The sequence below is a fragment of the Neoroseomonas rubea genome, assembly GCF_016106015.1.
GTDB lineage: Bacteria > Pseudomonadota > Alphaproteobacteria > Acetobacterales > Acetobacteraceae > Neoroseomonas > Neoroseomonas rubea.
Genome location: NZ_JACADQ010000032.1, coordinates 1 through 25,509 on the forward strand (window position 1 = coordinate 1; position 25,509 = coordinate 25,509).

General features: G+C 71.1%; 26 protein-coding genes. 5 read left to right on the top strand and 21 right to left on the bottom strand.

All coding sequences use genetic code 11. The features are described 5' to 3' along the window. Window positions 1–682, bottom strand: a 682-nt coding sequence (locus tag HW577_RS05900) for a Gfo/Idh/MocA family oxidoreductase (RefSeq protein ID WP_198375156.1), incomplete at its 3' end; no start/stop codon positions are given. An 82-nt stretch (window positions 683–764) separates the two neighbouring features. Between HW577_RS05900 and HW577_RS05905 the strand changes: the two genes are divergently transcribed. Then, window positions 765–1,556 (top strand): enoyl-CoA hydratase-related protein, encoded by a 792-nt coding sequence (locus tag HW577_RS05905; protein ID WP_198375157.1) that lies wholly within the window; start codon window positions 765–767, stop codon window positions 1,554–1,556. On the opposite strand, the gene HW577_RS05910 is transcribed toward HW577_RS05905, so the two are convergent. Next, window positions 1,557–2,750 (bottom strand): MFS transporter, encoded by a 1,194-nt coding sequence (locus tag HW577_RS05910; protein WP_198375159.1) that lies wholly within the window; start codon window positions 2,748–2,750, stop codon window positions 1,557–1,559. 100 nt (window positions 2,751–2,850) lie between these two features. Between HW577_RS05910 and HW577_RS05915 the strand changes: the two genes are divergently transcribed. Beyond that, entirely contained in the window at window positions 2,851–3,753 is a 903-nt protein-coding gene (locus HW577_RS05915) for an NAD(P)-dependent oxidoreductase (protein ID WP_198375160.1), read from the top strand. Window positions 3,754–3,755: 2 nt separating this feature from the next. Here the strand turns inward: HW577_RS05915 and HW577_RS05920 are convergent, their stop codons facing one another. The 8 genes from HW577_RS05920 to HW577_RS05955 all read right to left on the bottom strand — a co-directional run bounded on the left by HW577_RS05920 (window position 3,756) and on the right by HW577_RS05955 (window position 11,468). Next, window positions 3,756–4,445, bottom strand: a complete 690-nt coding sequence (locus tag HW577_RS05920) for a cyclase family protein (RefSeq protein WP_198375161.1) — start codon at window positions 4,443–4,445, stop codon at window positions 3,756–3,758. A 22-nt stretch (window positions 4,446–4,467) separates the two neighbouring features. After that, a complete protein-coding gene (locus HW577_RS05925; RefSeq protein ID WP_198375163.1) occupies window positions 4,468–5,430 on the bottom strand; it encodes a Bug family tripartite tricarboxylate transporter substrate binding protein in 963 nt (320 codons plus the stop codon). A gap of 45 nt (window positions 5,431–5,475) precedes the next feature. Continuing rightward, complete coding sequence (locus tag HW577_RS05930) at window positions 5,476–6,984, bottom strand: amidohydrolase family protein (protein WP_198375170.1); 1,509 nt, start codon at window positions 6,982–6,984, stop codon at window positions 5,476–5,478. Window positions 6,985–7,002: 18 nt separating this feature from the next. Then, complete coding sequence (locus HW577_RS05935; RefSeq protein WP_232474712.1) at window positions 7,003–7,854, bottom strand: ABC transporter permease; 852 nt, start codon at window positions 7,852–7,854, stop codon at window positions 7,003–7,005. Continuing rightward, window positions 7,784–8,554, bottom strand: coding sequence for an ABC transporter ATP-binding protein (locus tag HW577_RS05940; RefSeq protein WP_198375172.1), 771 nt, complete (start codon window positions 8,552–8,554; stop codon window positions 7,784–7,786). Before HW577_RS05940 ends, HW577_RS05935 begins: the two co-directional genes overlap by 71 nt. Continuing rightward, on the bottom strand, window positions 8,551–9,534 hold the full coding sequence (locus HW577_RS05945; RefSeq protein ID WP_198375180.1) for an ABC transporter substrate-binding protein: 984 nt from the start codon (window positions 9,532–9,534) through the stop codon (window positions 8,551–8,553). The genes HW577_RS05940 and HW577_RS05945 overlap by 4 nt, the downstream gene beginning before the upstream one ends. 80 nt (window positions 9,535–9,614) lie before the next feature. Further along, window positions 9,615–10,691 carry a tartrate dehydrogenase gene (locus tag HW577_RS05950; protein WP_198375182.1) on the bottom strand — a complete coding sequence of 359 codons (1,077 nt, stop codon included), beginning with the start codon at window positions 10,689–10,691 and terminating at the stop codon, window positions 9,615–9,617. 57 nt (window positions 10,692–10,748) lie between these two features. Further along, complete coding sequence (locus HW577_RS05955) at window positions 10,749–11,468, bottom strand: DUF1028 domain-containing protein (protein WP_198375185.1); 720 nt, start codon at window positions 11,466–11,468, stop codon at window positions 10,749–10,751. A 110-nt stretch (window positions 11,469–11,578) separates the two neighbouring features. On the opposite strand from HW577_RS05955, the gene HW577_RS05960 reads away from it, so the two are divergent. Beyond that, window positions 11,579–12,562 (top strand): Bug family tripartite tricarboxylate transporter substrate binding protein, encoded by a 984-nt coding sequence (locus HW577_RS05960; protein WP_198375186.1) that lies wholly within the window; start codon window positions 11,579–11,581, stop codon window positions 12,560–12,562. Here the strand turns inward: HW577_RS05960 and HW577_RS05965 are convergent, their stop codons facing one another. Genes HW577_RS05965 through HW577_RS05975 form a run of 3 tightly spaced genes read right to left on the bottom strand, consistent with a single transcriptional unit; the run spans window position 12,563 to window position 15,148 of the window. Continuing rightward, complete coding sequence (locus HW577_RS05965) at window positions 12,563–13,288, bottom strand: haloacid dehalogenase type II (protein ID WP_198375188.1); 726 nt, start codon at window positions 13,286–13,288, stop codon at window positions 12,563–12,565. Then, complete coding sequence (locus tag HW577_RS05970) at window positions 13,285–14,166, bottom strand: isocitrate lyase/PEP mutase family protein (RefSeq protein WP_198375190.1); 882 nt, start codon at window positions 14,164–14,166, stop codon at window positions 13,285–13,287. Before HW577_RS05970 ends, HW577_RS05965 begins: the two co-directional genes overlap by 4 nt. Before the next feature lie 10 nt (window positions 14,167–14,176). After that, entirely contained in the window at window positions 14,177–15,148 is a 972-nt protein-coding gene (locus HW577_RS05975; protein ID WP_198375192.1) for a Bug family tripartite tricarboxylate transporter substrate binding protein, read from the bottom strand. A 101-nt stretch (window positions 15,149–15,249) separates the two neighbouring features. Here HW577_RS05975 and HW577_RS05980 point away from each other — a divergent pair, with 101 nt between their 5' ends. Continuing rightward, window positions 15,250–15,627: a nuclear transport factor 2 family protein gene (locus HW577_RS05980; RefSeq protein ID WP_198375194.1), complete on the top strand. Its 378-nt coding sequence runs from the start codon at window positions 15,250–15,252 to the stop codon at window positions 15,625–15,627. Window positions 15,628–15,659: 32 nt separating this feature from the next. On the opposite strand, the gene HW577_RS05985 is transcribed toward HW577_RS05980, so the two are convergent. The 3 genes from HW577_RS05985 to HW577_RS05995 are packed head-to-tail and all read right to left on the bottom strand — an operon-like array spanning window position 15,660 to window position 18,446. Then, window positions 15,660–16,646 (bottom strand): Bug family tripartite tricarboxylate transporter substrate binding protein, encoded by a 987-nt coding sequence (locus HW577_RS05985; protein WP_198375196.1) that lies wholly within the window; start codon window positions 16,644–16,646, stop codon window positions 15,660–15,662. A 22-nt stretch (window positions 16,647–16,668) separates the two neighbouring features. Then, on the bottom strand, window positions 16,669–17,568 hold the full coding sequence (locus HW577_RS05990) for a fumarylacetoacetate hydrolase family protein (RefSeq protein ID WP_198375197.1): 900 nt from the start codon (window positions 17,566–17,568) through the stop codon (window positions 16,669–16,671). Next, the gene (locus HW577_RS05995; protein ID WP_198375198.1) at window positions 17,565–18,446 is read right to left on the bottom strand and encodes a TauD/TfdA dioxygenase family protein; all 882 of its coding nucleotides are present in this window, start codon (window positions 18,444–18,446) and stop codon (window positions 17,565–17,567) included. The genes HW577_RS05990 and HW577_RS05995 overlap by 4 nt, the downstream gene beginning before the upstream one ends. Before the next feature lie 102 nt (window positions 18,447–18,548). Here HW577_RS05995 and HW577_RS06000 point away from each other — a divergent pair, with 102 nt between their 5' ends. Further along, the gene (locus HW577_RS06000; RefSeq protein WP_198375200.1) at window positions 18,549–19,790 is read left to right on the top strand and encodes an NAD(P)/FAD-dependent oxidoreductase; all 1,242 of its coding nucleotides are present in this window, start codon (window positions 18,549–18,551) and stop codon (window positions 19,788–19,790) included. On the opposite strand, the gene HW577_RS06005 is transcribed toward HW577_RS06000, so the two are convergent. The 5 genes from HW577_RS06005 to HW577_RS06025 form a co-directional block, all read right to left on the bottom strand. Further along, the gene (locus tag HW577_RS06005; RefSeq protein ID WP_198375202.1) at window positions 19,787–20,935 is read right to left on the bottom strand and encodes an iron-containing alcohol dehydrogenase; all 1,149 of its coding nucleotides are present in this window, start codon (window positions 20,933–20,935) and stop codon (window positions 19,787–19,789) included. The two genes, HW577_RS06000 and HW577_RS06005, sit on opposite strands and share 4 nt — an antisense overlap. Before the next feature lie 55 nt (window positions 20,936–20,990). Then, complete coding sequence (locus HW577_RS06010) at window positions 20,991–22,103, bottom strand: LLM class flavin-dependent oxidoreductase (protein WP_198375204.1); 1,113 nt, start codon at window positions 22,101–22,103, stop codon at window positions 20,991–20,993. A gap of 82 nt (window positions 22,104–22,185) precedes the next feature. After that, window positions 22,186–23,058, bottom strand: a complete 873-nt coding sequence (locus HW577_RS06015) for an SDR family oxidoreductase (RefSeq protein ID WP_198375206.1) — start codon at window positions 23,056–23,058, stop codon at window positions 22,186–22,188. Window positions 23,059–23,063: 5 nt separating this feature from the next. Next, entirely contained in the window at window positions 23,064–23,846 is a 783-nt protein-coding gene (locus tag HW577_RS06020; protein ID WP_198375208.1) for an enoyl-CoA hydratase, read from the bottom strand. A gap of 20 nt (window positions 23,847–23,866) precedes the next feature. Continuing rightward, window positions 23,867–25,258: an amidase gene (locus HW577_RS06025; RefSeq protein ID WP_198375209.1), complete on the bottom strand. Its 1,392-nt coding sequence runs from the start codon at window positions 25,256–25,258 to the stop codon at window positions 23,867–23,869. Between the last annotated feature and the right edge of the window lie 251 nt (window positions 25,259–25,509).

The window sequence follows — 25,509 nt, forward strand, 5'->3', positions numbered from 1 at the left end:
TCCAGCCGTGTGCCCTTCGGATCTTCAGCCGCGCGGCGATCGCCGTCTCGGCGCGGCCCGGCGCGTCGAAGCGGGCCTGCGCCGCCTCGAGCGCGAGCGGCCCCAGTTGCCGGCGCGTCAGGAACAGGAAATGGGAGACGACTTCCCGCGTGAAGCCGCCCTGCGCCGGCAGGTCGAGCCAGGCATGCGCGCCGCGCTGCCAGGAGCGCGGCCAGGCGGCGAAGGCCGTGAGGATGGAGAGCGAGCGCGGCGAGCCCACCGCGCCCTCGGTACGCCATGCGTTCAGCTGGGCCACGGCCGGGGAGGACGCCATCGGGAAGTTCACCGCGCCCCGCGCGCCCGCCACTTCCGCCGCGGCGACGAAGGCACGCGTCTCGGCGGTGTCCACGGCCAGCGGCTTTTCCAGGAAGGCGGCCTTGCCCGCGGCGAAGGCGGCCTTCGCATGGGCCAGGTGGAAGGCGGGCGGGGAGGCGACGTAGAGACAGTCGCAGGCCGCGATCACCGCCTCCGCGCTGGCCAGCATCGGCACGCCCGGCGCGGCTTCGGCCAGCCGTGCTGCGGCCTCGGGCGCCGGGTCCCAGACGCCCACGAGGCGTACCTGCGCGTGGCCCGCGGCGAAGCGCGCGAGCCTCTCCCCCATGATGCCGAAGCCGACGATGCCGAGGCCGATCCGTTCCGCCATGCCGCGCACTCCCTCTCTCGCCGCCCGTATCGCCGGATGCGGGCGCCGCGTCTATCCTCCGCCCCGACAGAGGAGGAACGCGATGACCGAGACGCCCGTGCTGCTGACGCGCGACGGCCCCGTGGTGCGCCTGACGCTCAACCGCCCGCAGCGGCGCAACGCGATGAACGCGTCGATGGGCGATGCGCTCGACGCCGCGCTCGACGCGCTGGCGGCCGACCGGGAGTCGCGCGTCGTGGTGCTCTCCGGTGCCGGCGGGCATTTCTGTGCGGGGCTCGACCTGTCCGAGGTCGGCTCGCAGGCGAGCGAGGCGGAGCGTCTTGTCGCGGCCGAGCGCCGCAACCATCGCACAGGCCAGCGCTTCGCGCGGCTGTCCGCCCTGCCGCAGGTGGTGATCGCGGCGATCGAGGGCGCGGCGCATGCCGGTGGGCTCGGCTGGGTCTGTTCCGCGGACATCGCGATCGCGACCGCCGATGCGCGCTTCTGCGCGCCCGAGGTGCGGCGCGGCCTGGTGCCGGCGCAGATCCTGCCCTGGCTGGTGCGCCGCATGGGTCGTAGCGCAGCGACGCGGATGGTGCTGCGGGCGGATGTGATCGACGCGGCGGAGGCAGCGCGCATCGGCCTGGTGCACCAGGTGGTGCCGGACGCCACGGCGCTGGCGGCCGCGGTCGATGCCATCCTCGCCGACCTCCGCCAGGGCGCGCCGATGGCGCTGGCCGAGACGAAGGGGCTGATCGCGGCGCTCGGCGCACTCGCGCCCGATGGGTATGCGGAAGCGGGTGCCCGCGCCTTCGCCCGCTGCGCGGCGGGGGAGGAGGCGCGGGAGGGCATCGCGGCCTTCCAGCAGAAGCGGCCACCGGCCTGGGCCGTGTGATCAGCGCCGCGCCAGCGCGACGAAGCCGGCGACCGTGGCCAGTTGCGCCGCGACGAGCAGCATCGGCAACGCATAGCCGCCGCTGAGGGTGACGAGCAGCGAGAACAGCGACGGCCCGGCGACATAGCCGAGGAAGACGAACAGTGTGGTGCCGGAAGTGACGTCCCCCACCCGGTCGGGTGGGGCAAGGCGCGCGACCTCGGACAGCGAGATGCCGTTCCAGGATGCGGCGACGAAACCCGCAAGCGCGCAGAGGGTCGTGACCGCAACGTCGCTCGCGCTGGCTGGCAGCAGGGCGAGGGCCGCGACGATCACCGCGGCGACCAGTCCCTGCAGCGCGAGGTTGCGCGTGGCATTCCCGGTGCGGTCCGCGAGCCAGCCAAGGAAGATCCGCGCCGCCACGCCCGCTCCCTGCATCACGGCGAACACGCCGCCGGCTTCCACGAGCGTCAGCCCGCGCGCTTCCACCAGCCAGGTGACGGTGAATGAGAACAGGCAGCCCTGGCACAGCGCGAAGGCGACGGACAGCGCCACGAGCCTCGGCAGCGCGGGGTGCGTCCGCAGCACGGCGAAGGGCGCGGCGATGGTGTGCGGCGACAGGACATCGCGCAGCGCGATGCTGCGCCCCGCGTCGCGTTCCGTGTCGAGCGCCGTGCGCAAAGGCTGGATCGCCGCGGCGGCCAGCAGCCCGGCCACCACACCCACCAGCAGCGCGGTGGGCCATCCGGCCGCGCTCGCCACCGGCGCGGCGACCAGCCCGGCCAGCGCGCCCCCGAGCGGCGCCCCCGCCTGCTTGACCGAGAAGATCAGCGCCCGGTGTCCCGTCGGCGCCGTGGCCGCCAGGATGCGGCTGCCCGCGGGCGGGGAAGGCCCGTAGCCCACGCCGAGCAGGAGCGCGGCGACCGCGAGCATCGCGACCGTGCCCGCCCCCGCGATGAGCAGTGCGGCCGCGGCGATCGCCGCCCCCGCCTGCAGCGTGCGGACAGGCCCCAGCCGCGCGAGGAACGGCCCGCCGAGCAGCAGGAAGAGCACCGTGCCGAGGGCGACGAGGGAGGACAGGTTGCCGACGCGCTCCGGCGCGATGCCCGCGGCCTCGGTGATCAGCGGCGCGACCACGGGCAGGCATTGCGTCATGAAGGAGGCCACGGACTGCATCAGCAGCGTGGCCGACAGGGCGGCGATCCAGGGCGGCACGCCAGGGATGTTCGCAGCGCGCGGCTGCCCTGCCCAGCCCCGCTTGCCAGCGGCGCGTCGGCGGGGAAGCATCCGGGCGAGAGAAGGGAAGGGAACGTACATGGCCGATCGCGCGGGGACGGTGGGATTCATCGGGCTGGGGATGATGGGGCTGCCCATGGCGCGTAGCCTGATGGCGCGCGGCTTTTCCGTGCTCGCCTGCGACAGTTCCGCGGCAGCCCTGGCCGCGCTGGCCGAAGGCGCGCCGACAGGCGCGCTTTCGACCGCACCGACGCCCGCCGCCGTCGCCGCCGGCGCCGATGTGGTCGTGCTGATGCTGCCGACGAGCCGCATCGTCGCGCAGGTGATGGAAGGCGAGGGCGGCCTGCTGCCCGCTCTGCGGCCCGGGATGCTGGTGATCGACATGGGCTCCTCGGAACCCGGGGAGACGCGTCGGCTTGCCGAGGCCGCCGCGGCGCGCGGCGCGCGCATCATGGACGCCCCGGTCTCGGGCAGCGTGGCCAAGGCGAAGACCGGCACGCTCGCCATCATGTGCGGTGGCGACGACGCCACCTTCGCCCAGGCCGAGTCCGTGCTGCGCGGCATGGGGGAAGCCATCATCCGCACCGGCGCCGTGGGCAGCGCGCATGCGATGAAGGCGCTGAACAACTTCGTCTACGCCGCCGGGTTGCTGGCGACGGCGGAGGCGCTGCGGATGGGCGAGGCGCTTGGCCTCGACCTGAACATCCTGTCCGACGTCATGAACGCCTCCTCCGGCCGCAACATCGCGACGGAGACCAAGGCGAAGCAGGAGATCATCCCGGGCCGCTACGCCGGCGGATTCCAGCTGGGCCTGATGCGCAAGGACCTGGAGACGGCGGGCAGCATCGCGCTCGAGACGGGCACGGATTCACCGTCGCTCGCGCTGTGCCGCGCCCTGTGGTCGGAAGCGGTGGAAATGCTCGGCCCGAAGGTCGACAACACCGAGATCCACCGCTTCCTGGGCCGCCGCGCGGGCGGGTGAGACTACTCGAAGATCGCGACGGCGCGGATCGGGCTCGCGGTCCCGCCGCGGATCTTCAGCGGGAAACCGACGAAGCGGAAGCGCCCGCGGCCGATCAGCTTGTCGAGGTTGGCGAGGCATTCCATGTGGGTGATGCCGCGTTCCGCGCAGGCCATGTGCGCCTGGAAGTTGGGCTCGCCTTCCGGCGCGGGGCTGATCGCCTCCACGCCGAACATGCCGATGCCCTGGTCGGCGAGCCAGTGGATCGCGGGCAGCGAAAGCCCCGGGAAATCGTGCAGGTAGCCGGGCTTGCCGAGCAGCCTTTCGTTCGTCGCCATCCACACCAGGACCGTATCGCCCTGCCGGATCGTCTGGCCGGATTGCACGACGGCGGCCTGCACCTCCTCGAGCGTCGCCGCCGTCTTGAGCGGTACGTGGGAGAGGTCGATGCAGAAGCCGCTCGTGTAGAATTTCTCGAGCGGCACCTGGTCGATCGAAAGTGCTTCCGACCGCGGGTCGAAATGCACCGGCGCGTCGACATGCGTGCCGGCATGGTCGGAGAAGGCGATCGACATCGCCTTCGAGCTGAACACGGTGTTGCCGGCGTGCTTCTTCTCGCTGTGGTCGTTCCAGACCGTCATCACGACGGGCGGATGGCTCGGATGCGTCTGGGTGCGATGAAAGATCTCGCGGCTGAGATCGACGATCTCCATGGAGCGTTTCCCTTCGTTGGCGTCAGTTCACCGTGATGTTGGCCGCACGCACCAGATCGGTCCAGCGGCGGCGGTCGGCGGCGATGTAGGCAGCGAGTTCCGCCGGCGTGCCACCCATCGGGTCCATCCCCTGCGCCGCCAATCGCCCCTGGAAGGATGGCCGCCGCACGCCGGCGTCGAGGCCCTGGTGCAGCGCGGCGACCATGGCGTCCGGCAAGCCGCGCGGGCCGAAGACCGCGTACCAGTTCAGCGCCTCGTAGCCCGGCAGGGCGGCTTCGGCGACGGTTGGCACCTCCGGCAGCGTCGCGTTGCGCGCCACGGTGGAGACCGCCAGCGCCCGCAGCCGTCCCTCCCGGATATGCGGCAGCGAGGTGGGCAGCGTGTCGAACAGCGCCATGATCCGCCCGCCGAGCAGGTCCTGCAGCGCCGGGCCGGTGCCGCGATAGGGCACGTGCTGCAGCTCGATGCCGGCCATGTGCTCGAGAAGCGCCATCGTCAGGTGGGTCGAGGCGCCATTGCCCGCGGAGCCGTAGGTGAACCGCCCCGGCGCCGCGCGCGCGCCGGCGATGAAGTCCTGCAGCGTGCGCGCCGTCGAGGCAGGCCCAACCACCAGCACGCCGGGCACGCCTGCCACGCCCGCCAGCGGCAGGAGGTCGGTGCCCGGGTCATAGGACAGGCGGTAGAGCGCCGGGTTGGTGCTGTGCGTCGCCTGGCTGCCCATCAGCAGCGTCGTGCCGTCGGGGCGGGCACGCACCACCGCCTCGGTGCCTATGGCACCGCCCGCGCCGGCGCGGTTCTCGACCACCACCTGCTGGCCAAGGCTGGTGCCGAGTTCGTCGGCCATCATGCGCGAGATCAGGTCCGAGGCGCCGCCGGCCGCGAAGGGTGCAACCAGGCGGATCGGGCGGTCGGGCAGGTTTCCCTGCGCGATGGCCGGCGTGGCCAGGAGGGTCAGCGCGAGGCTGCGGCGCGTCAGGCGAGGCAAGGCAATTCTCCCGGCTGGGGTGGATCCCCGCCGGGCAAGCAAGGATCAGGCCGGCGCGTCGCACAGATATTGGCGCAGGTGATAGGGCTGCGCCGCGAAGGCCGGGCAGAAGGAGGCGACGACGGGTTCCAGCTTCTCGTAGAGGTCCTTGAAGTCGGCGTTGAGCGCCTCCAGCCTCTCCCGCGCCGCCTCAGCTTCGATGGCGAGCTTGGCGAGGTCGAGCGTCAGCAGGCGCCTGTCCTGAACCACGAAGCGGCCGCCGATCATCACATGGCGCACGCCGGTGCCGTCTTCGGCATGCACGACCTGGTTGACCGACCAGTTGTGTGGGATCCAGTTCACCGAGGCGAGGTCGAGGAAGACGATGTCCGCCTTCTTTCCCGGCGCGATCGCGCCGATGTCCTCGAACCCCAGGGCGCGGGCGGAACCTTGCGTGGCGGCCTGGTAGACCTCGTCCGCCGTCGCCCAGTGGCGCGGGTCGGGTGTCTGCACCTTCGACAGCATGGAGGCGTAGCGCATCGCCTCGTACATGTTCTGGTTGTCGGAGCAGTTCGCACCATCGGTGCCGAGGCCGACATTGACTCCGATGTCCCGCGCGCGGCGGAAGCGGAACATGCCGTTGCCGAGCCGCATGTTGCTGCCCGGGTTGTGCGCCATGGACGCGCCCTTGTCGCGCATCAGCTTCAGGTCGTCGTCGTCGAGCCAGATCGCATGCGCCGCGGTGAAGTCGGGCCCGACCAGACCGAGACTGTCCATATGCGCCGTCAGCGTCTTGCCGTAGCGCTTGATGCCCACCAGCGCCTGCAACTTGCTCTCGCCGACATGGCTGTGCAGGCCGACCTTGTATTCGCGCGCGAGGTCACGGCAGCCGCACAGGAAGGCGTCCGAGCAATGGTGCGGGATGGTGGGCGCGACCGCCGCGCGGATGTCCTTCCCCGCCCAGCGCCAGCCCTTGAGGATGCCCTGCATGGCATCGAGCGTGCGCTCCCAGGCGGGCAGGCGCAGTTTCTCGACGCGCGCCTGCAATTCGGAGGGCAGCGCGTCGTGCAGGCCCGGGATTGCCTCATAGACCGTGCGGTCGGCGACCATCGGCGCGATGACGGCGCGCATGCCGATGCCGTGATAGGCCTCGGCCACCGCATCCAGGCCCTCGGCCGTCGGCATCGGGAATTCGTAGTACAGGTCGTAGGCGGCGGTGCAGCCCTTCAGCACCATCTCGGCCGCGACGATCTGCGTCGTCAGCTTCTTGTCGGCGAGCGCGCGGTTGCCGCCGATCCAGGGTGCGGCAGCGAGCAGCAGTTCCAGGGTCCATTTGTCGCCCTGGCCGCGCGCGAGGCCGCCATGGCCATGGGTATGCGCGTTGATCAACCCGGGATGGAGCAGGCAGCCCGTGGCGTCCACGATCCGCGCATCGGCGGGTGCGGTCAGTTTCGCGCCGACCTCGAGGATCACACCGTCGCGGACCAGGATGTCGGCGGGGGCGGCGCGGCGGAGCGCCGGGTCGGCGAGCAGCCCGCCGCGGATCAGGATGGTGCCGGCTTCGGTCTCGGCCATGTCGGGGTCTCTTTCGTCTCAGGCGGAAGGCGGGGCGGAATTCTCGGCGCCGCTCGACCAGGGGAACAGGATGCGCTCCAGCATCGACACCGCCTGGAACAGGACGATGCCCATGATGGCAAGGATGACGACCGCGCTGAAGGCGAGCGGCGTGCGGAAGAAGGCCATCGAGGTTTGGATCAGGTAGCCGAGCCCCGCATCGGCGCCGACGAATTCCGCCACCACCGCGCCGACAACCGACAGCGCCGCCGCCACCTTGAGCCCGCCGAACACGAAGGGAACGGCGAAGGGCAGGCGGATGCGCAGCAATTCCTGCACCCGCCCCGCGCGGCAGGCGCGGCCGAGTTCGATCAATTCAGGCGGCGTGGCGAGCAGCCCTGCGACCGTCGCGACCACCAGCGGGAAAAAGGCGACGAGGAAGGTCACGATCACCCGCGGCACCTCGTTCGCGCCGAGGGCCACGATCAGGATGGGCGCGAGCGCGACCTTCGGGATCGACTGTGTCACCACCAGCAGCGGATAGATCGCCGCCGAGATGGCGCGGGAGGATGCGATCAGCATCGCCAGCGGCAGGCTGACAAGGACCGAGGCGGTGAAGCCGAGAAGCACCGTCAGCAGCGTGCTGCCGGTATGGGCCAGCACGGTCGGCCAGACCGCGACCGTTGCCGTCCAGATGGCCGAGGGCGCGGGCAGCAGGAATTCCCGGATGCCGAAGAAGCGCACCGCGCCTTCCCATGCCAGGAACAGGCCGATCACCGCGATCCAGGCGGGCAGGGCGGCCTTCAGCCGCGCCAGCCTCTCATGCCGCGCGGGCGGCACGGTTGCCGAAGATGTGGTCGCGGATGCGGCGGGCGCAGCGCTGGAACTCATCGGTGCCCTCCTGGTCGAATGAGCGTGGACGGGGGAGGTTCACCTCCACCACATCCACGATGCGGCCGGGCCGCGGGGACATGACGACGACCCTGTCGGCGAGCAGCACCGCCTCCGGGATCGAATGCGTGACGAACAGGACGGCCATGCGCCGCGCGGCCCAGAGGCGGAGGAGCTCGATCGACATCTCCTCCCGCGTCAGGGCGTCGAGCGCGCCGAAGGGCTCGTCCATCAGGAGGAGGCGCGGTTCCTGCAGCAGCGCGCGGCAGATCGCGACGCGCTGCTGCATGCCGCCGGACAATTCGCGCGGCAGGCGGGATTCGAAGCCGGCAAGCCCCGCCGTGGCAAGCAGCGCGCGGGCCTTGTCCTCGGTGTCCGGCGCGATGCGCTTCATCAGGCGCAACGGGAAGGTCACGTTGCGCAGCACATCCGCCCAGGGCAGCAGCGTCGCGGCCTGGAAGACCATGGCGGTCTCCGCCCGCGGCGAGGTCACGGCGCTGCCGTCGATGCTGACGCCGCCGCTGCTCGCCGGCACGAGCCCGGCGGCAAGGCGCAGCAGGGTCGATTTGCCGCAGCCGGACGCGCCGACGATCGCGACGAACTCGCCTTCCGCGATGTCCATGGAGACATCGCGCAGCGCCTCCACGGCCGCGCCGTCGCGGCCGCGGAAGGTCTTGCCGATCCGCTCGAACCGGATCACGGCAGCAAGGACAGGTCGACGGACTGGGCGTAGTTCCAGTTGGCATCGAGCTGTTGCGACGCCGCCACCTGTTCCCAGGTGAAGCGCAACCGCGCCGCATCCTGGCGGCCCAGGCCCGTCTGCCGCTGGTGTTCGTTGAACACGTAGCTCATGGTCGCGCGGAGCGAGCCCTGGCAGTCGTCGAGCTCGACCTCCGGGTTGCGCTGCACATGCGCCCGGCAGGCCTGTTCCTGGTTCTCGTTCGCCCAGGTGAAGGCGGTTGCCGCGCCGCGCAGGAAGCGGCGGACCAGGTCGGGGTTGCGCTGGATGACCTCATCCGTCGTCATCAGCGTGGTCGCATAGATGGCGAAGCCCGTCTCGACGAAGGGCAGCACCACGATCTCCTCGCCCGCCCGCTGTGCCGCCTTGTTCTGGTAGTAGTGATGGATGGCGAAGAAGGGGGCTGCGTCCAGCCGGCGGCTGATCAGCAGCGCCGCCATAGCGGAGGCATCCGTGTTCACCCACTGGATGCGGTCAGGGTTGGTGCCGGCGCGGCGCGCGACCTCGGGGAAATACAAGCGATGCGAATTGCCCGGCGTGATGCCTATGCGCCGCCCCTCGAGCCCCCGGAAATTCGTAATGCCGGAGGACCGCAGCACGAAGAGCGAATGCGGCGAATGCGTGTAGACCTGCATGATCGCGCGCACCGGCGTGTTCTGCCGGGCGCGGGCGGCCATCACCGCGCTGATGTCGGCAACCCCGAAGGCCGCGGTGCCGGCGGCGACCTTATTGACCGTGTCGCCGGAGCCGTAGCCTCGCGTCAGTTGAAGGTCGATGCCTTGTTCCCGCCATGCGCCGCGCACGGCGCCGGAGAAGTAGGCGGCGTGCTCGCCCGTGGGGATCCAATCCAGCTGCAGCAGGACCCTGTCCTGCGCGCGGGCGGGCTGCGCTGCGGAAGCCGCGAGCGCGAACAGCCCGGCCGCGATGCCAAGGCGCATCATCGTCCGTCTCCCTGTTCGTTCTGCCGCGCGGCGTATCCCTGGGAGGGAGCAGACGACGAAACGCGCCGGGGCGCAAGCGGCTAGGCGTTCGCGCCTTCCAGCGCGGCGATCACCGCATCCGTCACCTGCGCCGTCGTCGCGGTGCCGCCGAGGTCGGGCGTCAGCACGTCGCCCCGCGCCGTCACGGCCTCTACCGCCCGCATCAGGCGCTGGGCCGCCGGCGCCTCGCCCAGATGCTCCAGCATCATGCAGGCGGTCCAGAAGGATCCGAGCGGATTGGCGATGCCCTTGCCCGTGATATCGAAGGCCGAGCCGTGGATCGGCTCGAACATCGAGGGCCGGCGGCGCTGCGGATCGATGTTCCCCGTCGCGCCGATGCCGAGCGAACCCGCCAGCGCCGAGGCGAGGTCCGACAGGATGTCCGCGTGCAGGTTCGTCGCGACGATGGTGTCGACCGTGCCGGGCTTCATCACCATGCGCGCGGTCATGGCATCGACCAGCATCTTGTCCACCGTCAGCGCCGGGTATTGCGCCGTGACCTCGGCGCAGACCTCGTCCCACATCACCATGCCGTGGCGCTGCGCGTTGGACTTGGTGACCACGGTCAGGTGCTTGCGAGGGCGGGACATGGCGATCTCGCAGGCATGGCGGCAGATGCGTGCCACGCCTTCGCGGGTGAAGACGGCGACATCCATCGCCACCTCGATCGGCAGGCCGCGATGGGCGCGGCCGCCGACGCCGGCATATTCGCCCTCGGAATTCTCGCGCACGATCACCCAGTCGATCTGCCGGCCGAGATCCTCCCGCAGCGGACCGCGAACGCCTGGCAGCAGCCGCGTCGGGCGCACATTCGCGTATTGGTCGAAGCCCTGGCAGATGGCCAGCCGCAACTCCCACAGCGTGATGTGGTCCGGGATGTCCGGCGCGCCCACTGCGCCGAAGAAGATGGCGTCGAAGCCCTCCAGCTGCTTCAGCCCGTCCGTCGGCATCATCCGCCCGGTGCGGCGGTACATCTCGCTGCCCCAGTCGAAGTCCTGGAACGTCAGGGCGAAGCCGCCCTGCGCCTTGGCGGTCGCTTCCAGCACACGGCAGCCCGCCGCGATGACTTCTGGTCCGATGCCGTCGCCGCCGAGGGCGGCGATCCTGTGGGTGCGCATGGGCGTCTCCTTCTCTCGACGCCTGGGTGCCGCCTGTTCAGGCGGCGTGCAAGCCCCTCAGCGGCGGAAGCAGATGTCCATGCCGCGCGCCTTCCAGCCCGCCTCGATCGCATCCATGTCGGTCAGCCCGGCCGGGTTGGCGCGGGATGGGCGGGTGTACTGGCTCGGCTCGGCCTGGACGCGCCAGAGCGCGAGCAGGCGGGAGAGTTCGACCAGCGGCTCGGCATGGTCGTCCACCCGCAGGTTGAGGTCGGGGAAATCCTCGGTCGTGGTGATGACCAGCGCAGCCGACTGCTTGCCGCGCCGGTCGCCGCCCGCTTCCTGGCCGGCATGCAGCGCCTCCATCAGCCGCTCGGGCAGCGGCAGGTCGCGGCGGCTGGCGAAGACATCCGCCGTCCGCGCCACCACATCCCCATTGGCCAGCATGTTGCCGGCGACGGAAAACCCCTCGCCCGCCACGCTGCCGCACCAATCGACGCAGTTCGCGCCGGTGAAGGCGGCCACGCGCCCCTGTGCATCGACGGCGTGGATCTGGCGCAGGCCGCGCCCCTCATCGCCCGCCAGGGCGCTGTCGAGGGCGAGCTGCGGCGAGAGGCCGCGCGCCATCCCCGCCAGCACGACGGGCCCGAGGTAGCGGTTGCTCATGGACTGGGTGGACACGGCGCCGACGCCGGTCTGGAGGAAGGGGCAACTCGCGCCGACGGCGATGTTGCAGGTGGTGACGGCGACGGCGAAGGCGCCGGTCGCGGGATCGCGGGCGACGATGGACCAGGTCATGGCGGGTTCTCCGGATGGTGGCGGCATCCTGCCCCAGCCGCCGCCGGTTGACAGCGGGGGGCGGGAGGGCGGATGTGGCGGGAAAGGCTTTCCCCGGGAGGATCCACGCCATGGCGCTCACCGTCACCCGCCGCACGCTTGCCGGACTTGCCGGCGCCTTCGCCCTGCCGTGCCTTGCCCGCGCGGACGCGTCCTGGCCGGATCGCCAGGTGCGCCTCATCGTGCCCTTCGGCGCCGGCGGCGCGGTCGATACGCTGTCACGTATCGTGGCCAACGCCTTCGGCCCTGCCGCGAACGGCCAGACACTGGTGGTCGAGAACCGCTCGGGCGCCGGCGGAACCATCGCGGGGCAGGCGGTCGCGCAGGCGCGGCCGGACGGCTACACGCTGATGATGGCGGACCTCGGCGCCAACGCGATCGGCAAGGTCCTGCAGCCTGCGCTCGGCTATGACCCTGCGACGGCCTTCACGCCGATCATCCACCTCGTGAACCTGCCGATCGTCATCATCGTCCCGGCGACGAGCCGGGTGCGCACGCTCGACGACCTCGTCGCGTTGGCGCGCGGGCGGGCGGATGGGATCACCTACGCCTCCCCGGGCGTGGGCCATGTCAGCCATCTCGCGGCCGAACTGCTTGCGCGGCGGGCGGGGGTGAAGTTCACGGCGGTGCACTACCGCAGCGGCGCGGACGTGCTGCGCAGCGTGATCGCGAACGAGACCGAGTTCAGCTTCCCCTCGGTCTCCACCGCGCTGCCCTTCGTCCGGGAAGAGAAGGTGCGCGCCATCGCGATCGGCACGCCGCGCCCTGTGCCGGCGCTGCCCGGCGTGCCGGCCGTGGCCGCTCAGTATCCCGGCTTCGAGGCGATGACCTGGCACGGCATCTGCGGCCCGGCCGGGATGGACGCCGCCCTCGCCGCGCGCATCAACACGGTGTTCCGCGCCATCGTCACGAACCCTGAGGTGAAGTCCGCAGTCGAGACGCGCCAGGCGGCGGAAGTCATGGCCGGCAGCCCGGCCGACTTCGCCGCGCTGGTCGCCGGCGACATCGCGAAATGGACCCCCGTGATCCGCGAGGGGAACATCCGCGCGGAGTGATCAGCAGGCGAGGCGGTCGGCGAGATCCTCGAAGGAGGACGCGACCGCCTCCCACGCTGCCTCCGCACGCGTGTCGGTTGTCTGCGCTGGCCCGTGCTCGGTCGGGCGCAGCACGAAGGCGGTCTTGAGCCCGGCCTTCCGCGCCGCCGCCAGGTCCCCATTGTGGGCGGCGACCAAGGCGACCTCGCCCGGCGCGAGGCCCAGCACTTCCGCCGTGCGCAGATAGGCTTCCGGCTGCGGCTTGTAGGCCTGCGCGACTTCCGCCCCCAGGATCGCGTCCCACGGGATGCCCGCGCGCTTGGCCATGTTCGCCAGCAGAAGGATGTTTCCGTTCGACAGCGGGGCGATGAAGTGCCGCGCCTTCAGCCGCAGCAAGCCGGGGATGGTGTCCGGCCAGGGGTCGAGCCGGTGCCAGGCGCGGTTCAGCCAGTCGAGCTCCGCGCCGTCGATGCCGGCCGGGTCGATACCGTGGTCGCGCAGCACGCCGTCCAGGTTCTCCCGGTGCAGCACGTCGAGGCGGGTGAAGGGGCGGCGGCCCGTCCGTACCTCCTCCATCGCCGGCTGGTAGCGCCGGCGCCAGGCATCGGCGAAGGCATGCGGGTCGGCCTCCGCGCGGCCGTGGCGAGCGAGGAACGTCTTCGCATCCCGCGCGATGCCGCTGCGCCAGTCGACGACCGTGCCGAACACGTCGAAGACCAGCGCCTTCACGCCAGGGAGCGCGCTCATTCCGCGGCCTTCGCCGGCTCGGGCTGCGCCCAGCGCTTCTCGAAGTCCCAGACCTCCGGGAAGCCCATGAGTTCCGTCATGCGCTTGAAGCCGTAGGATTCACCGAGCGCGATGCTGTCGCCATGCTGCTTCAGGTGGCCGTAGACGCGCTCCATCGCGGCGGCCATGGCGAGGAAGCCGACCGCGGGGTAGATCGCGATGGCGTAGCCGATCTCGGCCAGCTTCGCCGCCGGGAGCAGCGGCGTGCGCCCGCCTTCGACCATGTTGGCGAGCAGCGGCTTGTCGATGGCCTTGCCGATCGCGCGCATCTCCTCCTCGCTCTCGGGGCTCTCGATGAAGACGATATCGGCGCCGGCCTCGCCGAACATGCGGCCGCGGCGGATCGCTTCCTCGAGCCCGAGCGTGGTGCGGGCGTCGGTGCGGGCGACGATCAGGAAGTCGGGGCTCTGCCGTGCCTCGGCTGCGACCTTGATCTTGAGCACCATCTCCTCGGCTGGGATAACGCGGCGGCCGGGCGTGTGGCCGCACTTCTTGGGCATTTCCTGGTCCTCGAGCTGGATGCCCGAGATGCCGGCGGCCTCGTAGCCCATCACCGTGTGGCGCACGTTCAGCAGGCCGCCATAGCCGGTGTCGGCATCTGCGATCATCGGCGTCTTCACGCCGCGCGCCATCTGGCCCATGCGCGTGACCATGTCGGTGTAGGTCGCGATGCCGGCATCCGGCACGCCGAGGTGGGAGGCGACGGTGCCGAAGCCGGTGCCGTAGAGACAGTCGAAGCCCATGCCGTCGGCCACCTTGGCCGAGATCATGTCGAAGATGCCGGGGGCGACGACGAAGCGCTTCGCCTGGAAGGCCTTGCGGAGGGCGGGGTTCGCCATGGTGCGGTTCCTACTGCTGCGGACGGATGTGGCCGGCCTGCGCGGCGGCGGCCCAGATGCGGTCGTCGCGCTGCATCGCTTCGAGCAGCGCGGCGGGGGGGCGGAAATCACGCTCGACGCCAAGGGCGACGAGGCGCTGTTGGAAGGCGGCATCGTCGAAGGCGCGCTGCACCGCGCCGCCGATCGTGGCCACCAGCGCGGGGTCCATGCGCGGCGGGCCGAGCAGCGCCACCCAGCCGGAAAGGTCGAACTCCGTCACGCCCTGTTCCGCCGCGGTCGGCGCATCCGGGAAGTAGGGCGTGCGGGTGCCTGTCGAGACCGCGAGCACCCGCACCCGTCCCGTGCCGATATGCGGCATCGCGCTGACGGTGCTGGTCCAGCCGGTCGGCAGGTGCCCCGCGACGATGTCGTTCATCAGCTGTCCGCCGGAACGATAGGCGACGTCGGGCATGTCCACGCCCGCACGGCGCGCGAGCTCCTGCCCGATGAACGATGACAGCGCCTCCGTGCTGCCCGTGCCGACGCGGCCCGGATTGCGCTTCGCGTGCTCGATCATGGCGCGCAGGCTGTCGAAGGGCTGGTTCGCGCCGGCGACGAGTACCATCGTGTTCCGCGTCAGCATCGCGATCGGAGAAAAATCCCGGATCGGATCGAAGGGCATGGAGGGCAGGTGATAGCGGTTCATCACATGCGTCGAGACGACCATGAGCAGCGTGTGCCCGTCCGGCTCCGCGCGCGCCACGACCTCCGATCCCACCACGCCGGCGGCGCCCGCGCGGTTCTCGACGATGATCGGATGGGGCAGGGCGGGGCGCAGCGCCTCGGCCGTGGCGCGGGCGAGGATGTCCGTCCCGCCGCTCGCGGCATAGGGCACGATAAGGCGCACCGGGCGCTGCGGCCAGGCAGGCGCCTGCGCGGCAAGCGGCATGGGCGCGGCGAGGGCGGCGGCGGCAAGCAGCAGCGGGCGGCGGCGGAGGGTCATGGCGGTTTCTCCCTGGGCACGACATTCCCCCGCCGCGCGCCCCCTGTAAACGTCCCGGCTTCCGCGCCAGGATGCGCCCCGCGCAACCCAGGGGAACGCCCATGCCCGCAACCGACCTCGCCGCCATCGAAGCCGTGCTGCACACCTATTTCGACGGGTTGCACGAGGGCGACACGACAAAGCTCGACGCCGCCTTCCACCCCTGCGCGCACCTGTACTCCGACAAGGACGGGGTGGTGCAGGACCTGCCGCGGGAACAGTGGTTCGAATGGGTGCGCTCGCGCGAGAATCCGAAGGCCAAGGGCCTGGCCCGCGACGACCGGATCCTGATGATTGACCAGTCGGGGCCCGAGACGGCGCTTGCCAAGGTCGCCTGCCAGATTCCGCCGCGCTATTTCACTGACTACCTCGTGCTGCTCAAGACGCAGCAGGGCTGGAAGATCGTGAGCAAGGTGTTCCGCACCGACGTGCGGGAATAGGTCGGGGCGGCGCGCGGCCGCCCCGCCCCGGTTCAGTCGACGCGCGCGCCGGAGGCGCGGACGATCGGCACCCACTTCTCGATCTCGGAGGCGATGAAGGCGCGCGTCGCGTCGGGCGTCATCCCTTCCGGGATGGTGTTGCCCAGGGCGATGAGCCGGTCGCGGACATCCGGCTGCTTCAGCACCTCGGCGATCTGCTCGTAGAGGAACTGGCGGATCGGCGCGGGCGTGCCGAGCGTGGTGGACCAGGGCGTCCAGGTCGTTGCCTGGAAGGCCGGCAGCCCCGCTTCCGCCGCCGTCGGCACGTCCGGCGCCATGGGGGAGCGCTGCGGCGTCGCGATCACCAGGCCCCGCACCGCGCCGGTGCGGATCGGCTCGCTGACGAAGGAGATGGTGTCCGCCTGGAAGGAGATGCGTCCCCCCAGCAGGTCCTGGAAGGCCGCAGCGGACCCGCGATAGGGCACGTGCTGCGCCTGCACGCCCATCAGGTGCAGCATCAGCGCCGCCGCGATGTGTCCCGTGGTGCCGTTGCCGGAGGAGCCGAAGTCGAAGCGGTTCGGATTGGCGAGCAGCTGCGCGCGGAACTCGGCCAGCGTGCGCGCCGGGAAGTTGTTGTTCACCACCAGCACGATCGCCGAGTGGCTGGAGATGGTGATGTGGTCCACGCCGGTCAGCGGGTGCACCCGCAGCCGGTCGCCATAGAGCCCGACATTCAGCGTGTGCGAGCCGAGCGCGCCGACGAGCAGCGTGTAGCCGTCCGGCGGCGTCTGCGCGACCGTCTCGAAGGCGACCGTGCCGCCGCCGGATGGCCGGTTCTCGACCACGAATTGCTGGCCAAGGCGTGCCGAGAGCGCACCGGAGACAAGCCGCGCATTGATGTCCGCATTGCCGCCTGGCGCGAGGGCGACGACCACGCGCACCGGCCGGTTCGGATAATCCGTCCCCGGCGCACGCGGCTGCGCCACTGCGGGCAGGGCGGCGAGCGCCAGCGCGGCGCCGAGAAGCGTCCTCTTGAACATGTCGTATCCTCCCGGTGTCTCGTTATGCGATGGAATGTTCCAGCACGCCGACGCGCTCGACCTCCATGCGGAGCACGTCGCCCGATCTCAGGTAGCGCGGCGGGTCGCGGAAATGGCCGACGCCGGCGGGCGTGCCCGTGGCGATCACGTCGCCGGGCTCGAGCGTCATGTAGCGGCTGATGAAGGCGATCAGCGCGGGCACGGGGAAGATCAGGTCGCGCGTATTGCCGTGCTGCACTTCCTCCCCGTTCAGCCAGCAGCGGATGTCGAGCGCCCATGGCTCCCCCACCTCGTCCGCCGTCGCGAGGCACGGCCCCATCGGGCAGAAGCCGTCCATGCCCTTCGCGAAGGAGGTCATGGCGAGCGGCACGTCGAACTGGAACTCCCTCGCGCTGACATCGTCCAGCACCGTGTAGCCGGCGACGTGGTCGAGCGCGGTCTGCTCGTCGACATCCTTCGCGCGGCGGCCGATGACGACGCCGAGCTCCGCCTCCCAGTCCGGCTTCTTCACCGCGGGCGGGATGCGCACCACGGCGCCCGGCCCGACGACGGAGGAGGACGGCTTCATGAAGATGCGCGGCGCCTCGAGCTTCGGCCCGCCCACCTCCTTCGCATGGTCGCCGTAGTTGCGGCCGATCCCGAGGATTTTTCCAGGCTTCAGCGGCGCCAGCAGGCGGGCGGAGGCCAGCGGCGTCCGCAGCGCCGCGTTTTCCGCCCGTGCGGCGAAGGCCAGCGCGCGGCCGGCCGCGACCATGGCCGCCTCGTTCGCGATCAGCGCAACCATGTCGTCTGGAATGATCGCGGCGCCGGCCGGGTCCTCGCCGCCCGCGCGCATCGCTGCCGCCAGCGCCGGGCGCAAGAGCGCAACTTCAGTCCCGATCAGGCCGCCGAGGGCCGGCCCCTCGACCGTGACGAGCCTCATGCCGCGAGCGCCGCATAGTCGAGATTCGCCATCACCTGCACGCGCAGGATGAAGCGGTGCTCATCGGGCCCATAGTCGGCGACGGCGTTGTGGATGGTGCCGATATTGTCCCACATCAGCACGTCGCCCTCGGTCCATTCGTGGCTGTAGAGATACTTTTCCTGCGCCTGGTGGCGGAACAGGTAGTCGAGCAGGGCGTCGCTCTCCGCCCTGTCCATGCCCTCCACGAACATGGCGTAGCCGGAGTTGCAGTAGAGCACCTTCCGCCCCGTGATCGGGTGGATACGCACCAGCGGCTGGGAGACGGGCGGCTTCTTCGCGCGCTGCTCGGGTGTCAGCGGCCCGCGGATCGAACCGGGGCGGATGCGCATCATGTCCCAGAACTTCTCGAAGTCGTGGGTCGCGGTGCGCCCCTCGATCCGCGCCTTCACCTCCGCCGGCAGGTCGTCATAGGCCGCGTGCATGTTGCGGAACTGCGTGCAGCCGAGGACGCGGCCCTTGCGGCGCGGCACGCGCTTGGCGTGCAGCACGTTGGCCAGCGCGATCTCCTTCGAATAGGACATGTCAGTGTGCCAGCCCTGGCCGGCATCCGACAGGCCGAGCGGCTTCCCGTTCGCATCCTTCATGTTGGACAGGTGCATCACTTCCGGATGCCCTTCCGCATGGAACAGGTTGGCGACGTTCACCTCGAGCTCGCCGAACCGGCTGCCGAAGGCCGACAGCGCCGGGGCGTCGAGGTTCTGCCCCGGAAAGCACAGCACGCCGTACCGGCCGAGCGCGCGCAGCACCGTCTTGAAGTCGGCGGCAGACAGGTCCCGCGCGAGGTCGACATCCTCCACGCGCGCGCCGAGCCCGGCATTGTTCGGGGTGATCCGCATCGGGACGCTCCTCGGATTTCTTGGGGGGAAAGGTGCGATGCGCGCTGCGCCCCGTCAACGCGGCGGCTTCCCCGACGGGCGGGGCTGCGCCAGCATGGCGGCATGGAAACAAAGCCTCGGATCGTCGTCCTCGGCGGCGGCATTGTCGGCCTTTGCGTCGCCTGGCACCTGGCGCGCCGGGGCCTTGCCCCCCTGGTCCTGGATGCGGCCCGTCCGCACGCCGCCACCACCGGCAATGCGGGGGCGATCAGCCATGGCTCGGTCGCGCCGCTCGCCATGCCCGGCGTACTGCGCCAGGTGCCGAAGATGCTGATGGACCCGGCGGGGGCGCTGCACATCCCTGCGCGCTACTGGCTGCGCGCCATGCCCTGGCTTGCGCGCTTCGTGCTCTCCGCCCAGCGGCCGAAGGTGGAGGCTGCCGCGGCGGCGCTTGGTTCCCTGCTGTTCAGCGCGCCGGAGCGGCACCGGGAGATCCTGCTGGCCGAGGGTGCCACCGACCTGATCCGCGAGCAGGGTCAGATGTACCTCTATCGCGACGATGCGCAGATGGCGAAGGACGCAGCGGGGCTGGAACTGCGCCGCCGCCACGGGCTGCGGATGGAGGTGCTGGATCGCGCGGCGCTGACAGCGCTCGAACCCGCGGTCGCGCCCGCCTATACCCGCGCCGTCTTCCTCCCCGACCATGGCTCCTGCGTGAATCCCGCCCGCCTCGCACGGGTGGTTGCGGACGGGGTGCGCCGCATGGGCGGCGAGATCCGGGGCGGGGAGGCGCGGCGCATCCTGCTCGACGGCCGCCGCGTCCGCGGCGTGACGACCGAGGCGGCGGACGTGCCCGCCGACATCGTCGTGCTCGCCGCCGGCGCCTGGTCGGCGCGACTGCTCGCGCCGCTGGGCATCCAGGTGCCGCTCGAGACCCAGCGCGGCTACCACATGATGCTGCCCGATGCCGGCGTCACGCCGGGACGCATCCTCTCGCCCGCCGACCGCAAGGTGTTCATCTCGCCGATGGAGGAGGGGCTTCGCGTCGCGGGCTCGGTCGAGATCGCGGGCCTCGACGCCCCGCCCAACGAGGCGCGGGCGCAGCTGCTGCTTGGCGACCTGCGCGCGGTCTTTCCCGATGTGAACACGGAGGGTGCCACGCCCTGGATGGGCCACCGGCCCTGCCTGCCGGACAGCGTGCCCTGCCTCGGTCCGCTCAAGACCTGGGACGGGATATGGTGCGCCTTCGGGCACGGGCATCTCGGCGTCACCGGCTCGGCGCCGACGGGGGCAGTGCTCGCGCAGGCGATTGCCGGCGACAATCCGAACTTCGATTTCGCGCCCTTCTCGGCGGAGCGCTTCTAGGCCGCGAGCCGCAGGATCGCGGCCACGTCCTCCGCGCCACGGACGGGGCGCGGGTTGGTCGCAATCGGCGCGTCGCCGTTCCAGCGCGACGCAAGGTCGGGGATGTCCGCCGCGTCGATGCCCTGTTCCGACAGCCGCGTCGGCAGGCCAAGGCCGCGCACGAAGGCCTCGATCGCCGGGCCGGCTTCCTCGGCCCCCAGCAGATGCGCGATGTCGCGCTGCCGTTGCTCGTTCACCGGCGCGTTCCAGCGCATCACGGCGTGCAGCATGAGGCAGGAGGTGACGCCGTGCGGCACGCCGCGCGCCGCCCCCAGGATATAGCCGATGCCGTGGCTGGCGCCGACCGGTACGCCGGCCCAGCCGCCCATGACAGACAGCCAGGCCGCCTGCTGCGCGGCACCGCGCGCGGCGAGGTCCTCCGGATGGCGCCGGATGCGCGGCAGGGCATCCGCCAGCATCAGCATCGCCTGGCGGGAGACGGCGTCGGAAAAAGGCGATGGCGCGGTCGAGCACCAGCGTTCCGCCGCATGGTCGAAGGCGCGGATGCCGGAGGAGAGCAGCAATTCCGCCGGCGTCTCGGCCGTCGCCGCCGGGTCGAGGATGACCGCGCGCGGCACCATCCAGGGATCGAGCGCGCGGTGCTTCCGCCCCGCCGCAAGGTCCGTGTAGCCCGCATGCGGCGCGAATTCCGCGGCCGAGAGGGTCGTCGGCACCGCGACGATGCGGGGCGTGGGCGGCGCGCCGTCCCAGTTGCCGGGGGCCGCGCCGCGCGACGCGGCGGCGGCGATCAGCGATCCGGCCTCGGTGATGCCGCGCCAGACCGCGAGGCAGGCGACCTTCGACCCGTCGATCACCGACCCGCCGCCGAGCGCGACGACGAGATCGGCTTCCGCGTCCCGCAGCAGCGCGGCAAGGGCGAGCACGTCCTCGACCGGGCTGTGCGCGCGCATGGCCGAGAAGGTGGCGGCCAGCCGCGGGCCGATCGCCTCCGCCGCACGCGTGGCAAGCGCGCCGCCGGCGAGCGAGCGGGTCGTCACCAGCACGACGCGCGCGGCGTCGGAGACTTCGCGCGGCAGGGCGTCGGCCAGGTCCGCGCCGTGATGGACGCGGCCCTGGGCTGGCCATTGGTGCAGGCTCGCGGCCATCGCCGTCCTCCCCTCGATGGACGGGGAGGATGCGGCGTGGCCGCGACCGCGGCAACTACTGCGCGGCGGCGAGCGCCGCCTGGCGTTGCGGCACCAAGTGCTTCACCTTGGGCAGCACCTCGCTCTGCAACAGGCCGAGCGACGTCTTCCAGGCCTCCGGGCTCTCCATGTAGTCGAAGCCGAAGACGAGCAGCTGACCGAAGCCGCCGACCTCGTGGTAGATGCGCTCGAGCTTCTCGGCGACCGTCGAGGGGCTGCCGACGATCCAGTTGTGCTTCGCGCAGTATTCGACCGTCACGTCGGAATCCGGCACGGACGGATCGTGCTTCAGGTAGTCCTTGAAGCCGAACTGGGCGAGCAGCTGGAGGAAGTATTCCCCCATCATGCGGCCCATGTGGGAGCCCACGGACATCCGCCAGGCTTCCTCGTCCGTCTCGGCGACGAAGACCTCCCGCACCAGGCGCCAGTCGCCGCGCCAGGGCGTGCGGCCCGACTTGCGCGCGCCGGCCTCGACGCTGTCCCAGTGGGAGGAGACGTAGGCCGGGTTGAGGTTGAGCGAGAGCGGCAGGAAGCCCTTCTCTCCCGCCAGCTTCAGCGTGTCGGAGTTCTTCGACAGGCCGGCGACGCCGATCGGCGGATGCGGCTTCTGGAAAGGCTTGATGTGCGGCTTGAGGAAGCCGAACATCGTCCCTGGCTTGTCCACCTTCCAGAACTTGCCTTCGTGGTGGAAGGGCTCGTCCTCGGTCCAGAGGCGGAGGATGATGTCCAGCGCCTCCCGCGTCATGTCGCGATTGGCGCCCGACATGCCATCCACGTTGAACATCGCCCAGTCCGAGGGCAGGCCGCTCGCGGCCACGCCGAAGTTAAGCCGGCCTTCGCTCAAATGGTCGAGCATGGCGACGCGGTTCGCGAGCTCGGCCGGGTGGTGATAGGGCAGCAGGAAGCCACCGGGCCCGATGCGCAGCCGCTTGGTCTGCAGCAGCGCCTGCGCGATCAGCAGGTCGGGCGAGGGGTGCGGTTCCCAGGGGGCGGTGTGGTGCTCGCCGATCCAGGCCTCGGTGAAGCCCATCTCGTCCAGCCAGCGGAGCACCTGGAGATCCCAATCATGCCCTTCCTTGAGGCCACGCTCGGGCGGGTGGGACGGCATGGCGAAATAGCCGAATTCCATCGGTCGCTTCCTCCTCCAACTCTTTTCGTTGGAGGGAGCATCGATCCGGTGCGGTGCAGCATGCAACCCAAAAGCGAAAGTCTCAGCCGCGCTGCGCCTTGTCCGCGGCGTTGCGCGCCTGGATCCGGGCGCGGGCCGCGGTCCAGTCATCGTCGGTCCAGGCAAGGTAGTCCTGGAAGCCCCCACCCGCGGTCAGCCAGTTGCCGCCATCGAGCGCAATGGTCTCCCCGTTGATCCAGACGGGGGAGAGCAGGAAGGCGGCGAGGTCGCCGATATCCTGCGGCGTGCCGACACGCTGCATCGGGTTCTTCTCCGCCACGCGCTGCTCGGGGCTGGTTTCGCCTGGGCGGAGGCGCGCAAGCATCCCCTCGGTCGGGATCAGCCCCGGCGCGATGGCGTTCAGCCGGATGCCATGCCGCCCCCATTCCACCGCGAGAGACTTCGTCATCGCGTCGATCCCCGCCTTCGACATGGCCGAGGGCACGACGAAGGGCGCACCGGTGCGCACCCAGGTGACAATGATGGAGACGACGGCGCCACCCGTGCCTTCGCGGATCCAGCGCTTGCCCAGCGCCTGCGTCACCTGGAAGGTGCCGTGGAAGACGATGTCGGCGATGGCGTGGAAGGCGCGGTGCGAAAGGTCTTCCGTCCGGCTGACGAAGTTGCCGGCGGCGTTGTTGATCAGGTGCGTCGCCGGCCGGCCTTCCGCCCACATGGCGGCGACGGCGGCGTCGACCGCATCCGGGTCCTTGATATCGACGGCGCGGGCGTGGGCGCGGCCGGGGTGCCGCGCGTTCATCTCGGCGGCGGTCGCGGCCAGGACCTCGCCGCGCCTTCCCCAGATCTCGACCGCGGCGCCGAGGGCGAGCATCCGCTCGGCCATCATCCGCCCGAGGCCCGTCCCGCCGCCCGTGACCAGCACGCGCGCGCCGTCGAACAGCCCGTCGCGGAACATGCGCGCTATTCCGCCGCCAGGAAGCGCGTGAAGTCCGGCTTGCGCTTTTCCTGGAAGGCGGCGACGGCCTCGGCTGCCTCCGGTCCGCGCAGCAACGCGCCGAAGCGGGCGAATTCCTCGGTCATGTGGGCGGACAGCGCATCCTCGCCCGCCTGGCGCAGCAGGCGCTTGGTGGTGGCCATGGCGGCGGGCGGCTTGGCGGCCAGCCGGCGCGCGACGCCTTCCGCGGTCGCCATCACTTCGGCCACGGGCACCACCGCATTGACGATGCCCGCGCGCAGCGCGGTGGCCGGCGGGAAGGCATCGCCCAGCATCAGAAGTTCATTCGCCAGCAATTGCCCGCCGCGCTGCGGGATCAGCAGGGAGGACCCACCTTCCGGGCACAGGCCGAGATCGACGAAGGGCATGCGGAACACAGCCCCTTCCGCCGCATAGACGAAGTCGCAATGCAGCAGCATCGTGGTGCCGATGCCGACCGCGTATCCTGCCACGGCCGCCACCACCGGCTTGGGGCAGGCGCGCAGCGCGGCAAGGAACTCCCGCGCGGGGGAGGGCACGTCCGCGGCTTCGCCCCCGCGCGCCTTGAAGTCGCCCACGTCGTTGCCGGAGGTGAAGCATTCCGTCCCGCCGGTGATCAGCACCGCGCGCACGGCGGAGGCGCCGGCGGCGTCGCGCAGCGCCGCGCCCATCGCCGCGTACATGTCGCGCGTCAGGGCGTTCTTCTTCTCTGGCCGGGCGATGCGGATGGTACGCAGCCCGGAATCGTCCGTGACCTGGATCTCGCTCATGGCGGTTCTCTCCCTCGTGCTCAAACCATGATCGGCGGAACCGCGTCCGTGATCCAGCGCGCGATGGCCACGGCCCGCTCGTCCTGGTGCGGCTGGGTGGTGATGGCGATGCCGAGCGGCATGCCGTCCACCGCCATGCGCGGCACCGTTACCACAGGGCAGCCGAGGCCGGAGGAGGCGGTGTTCATGATCGGATTGCCCGTGGTGTGGAGGATCTTGTTGGTCGAGCCGCCCGTATCCCCCGGCAGCGGCGCAGGGCCGCAGGCTGGCAGGCCGATGAAGCCATCGACTTCGCCCGCGAGCGCGGCCTGGGCGGCGCGCATCTCCTCCCGCTGCAGCAGCCGTGCGCGATACTGCGGCAGGGTCACCGAGCAGCCGAGCTCGAAGCGCGCCTTCAGGCTCTCGCTCAGCGCATCCGGGTTCTTCGCCATCATGTTGGCGACCGACCAGGCGCTTTCATAGGCGCAGACGTCGGTCGCCAAGGCCATGGCGCCCATGACGCGCTGTTCCAGCGCCTCCAGCAGCGGATGGTCGCCGCGGCGCAGGATCGCCACACCCTGCGCGCGCAAGGCGTCGAGCGCTTTCTCGAAGGCGGCGATCGCCTGGGGTTCCGCGAGCGGCCAGCCTTCCGTCTCCAGCACCGCGAGGCGCCGGGGCTTCAGCGGCGGCGGCGGCGACTCGCCGGTGAAGTACAGCCCCGGCGCGCCGGGATCGCCCCCCACGCGCTTCACGATCTCGACCGCCACCTGCCACATATCCTCGGCGCAGCCGGCATGGATGCCGACGGTGGACTGGGAAAAGCCCTGCCGCTCGCCCCGGTTGATCCCACCCTGGGTCGGCTTCAAGGCCCAATTCGCGTTGAAGGAAGCCGGTCGGATCACGCTGCCCAGCACCTGCGTGCCGATCGCCGCCGGGAGCATGCGCGCGCTGATCACCGCACCGGAGCCGGAGGAGGATCCGCCCGGCGTCCGCCGCAGGTCGAAGGGATGCCGCGTCGGGCCCGGATGGGACATGCCGAGCTCGGTCGTCACGGTCTTGCCGACGATCACCGCGCCGGCCTGGCGCAGCGCCTGCACCAACGCCGAATCCCGCCCCGGCCGGTTTCCCTTGTAGAAGGCGCTGCCCATCTCGGTCGGCAGGTCGCGCGTCTCGAGCAGGTCCTTGATGCCGATCGGCATGCCGTCGATGGGCGAGAGCGGCGCGCCGGCCTGCCAGCGTTCGGTGCTGGCATCGGCCGCTGCGCGCGCGCCATCCTCGTTAAGGCTGGCAAAGGCGCGCACCTCGGGCTCCCGCGCCGCGATGGTCGCAAGGCAACGTTCCAGATAGGCGCGTGGCGTGTCCGTTCCGTCGCGGAAGGCGGGCAGCGCGTCGTGGAAAGTGAGCGGGCGGAAGGTCTCGGGCGAGTAATCCATGGCGCGTCTCCTTGGCGCGCCATGCTCGCTTGCGCGCCGGGCAGCGTCCAGGCTTGCCAGGGCGCGCGCCCGGCCGATGATGCGCGCGACACGGACGGGAAGGGAACGCCATGGCGCGAAAGGTCATGTTCATCACGGGTGGCACGCGCGGCTGGGATCTGGCGCTGACCTACCGCAGCCAGGCCGCGCGGGCGGAGGAGACGGCCGCCGCCTGCCGCACCGCCGGCGCGCGCGTGCTGCTGCTGCCCGGC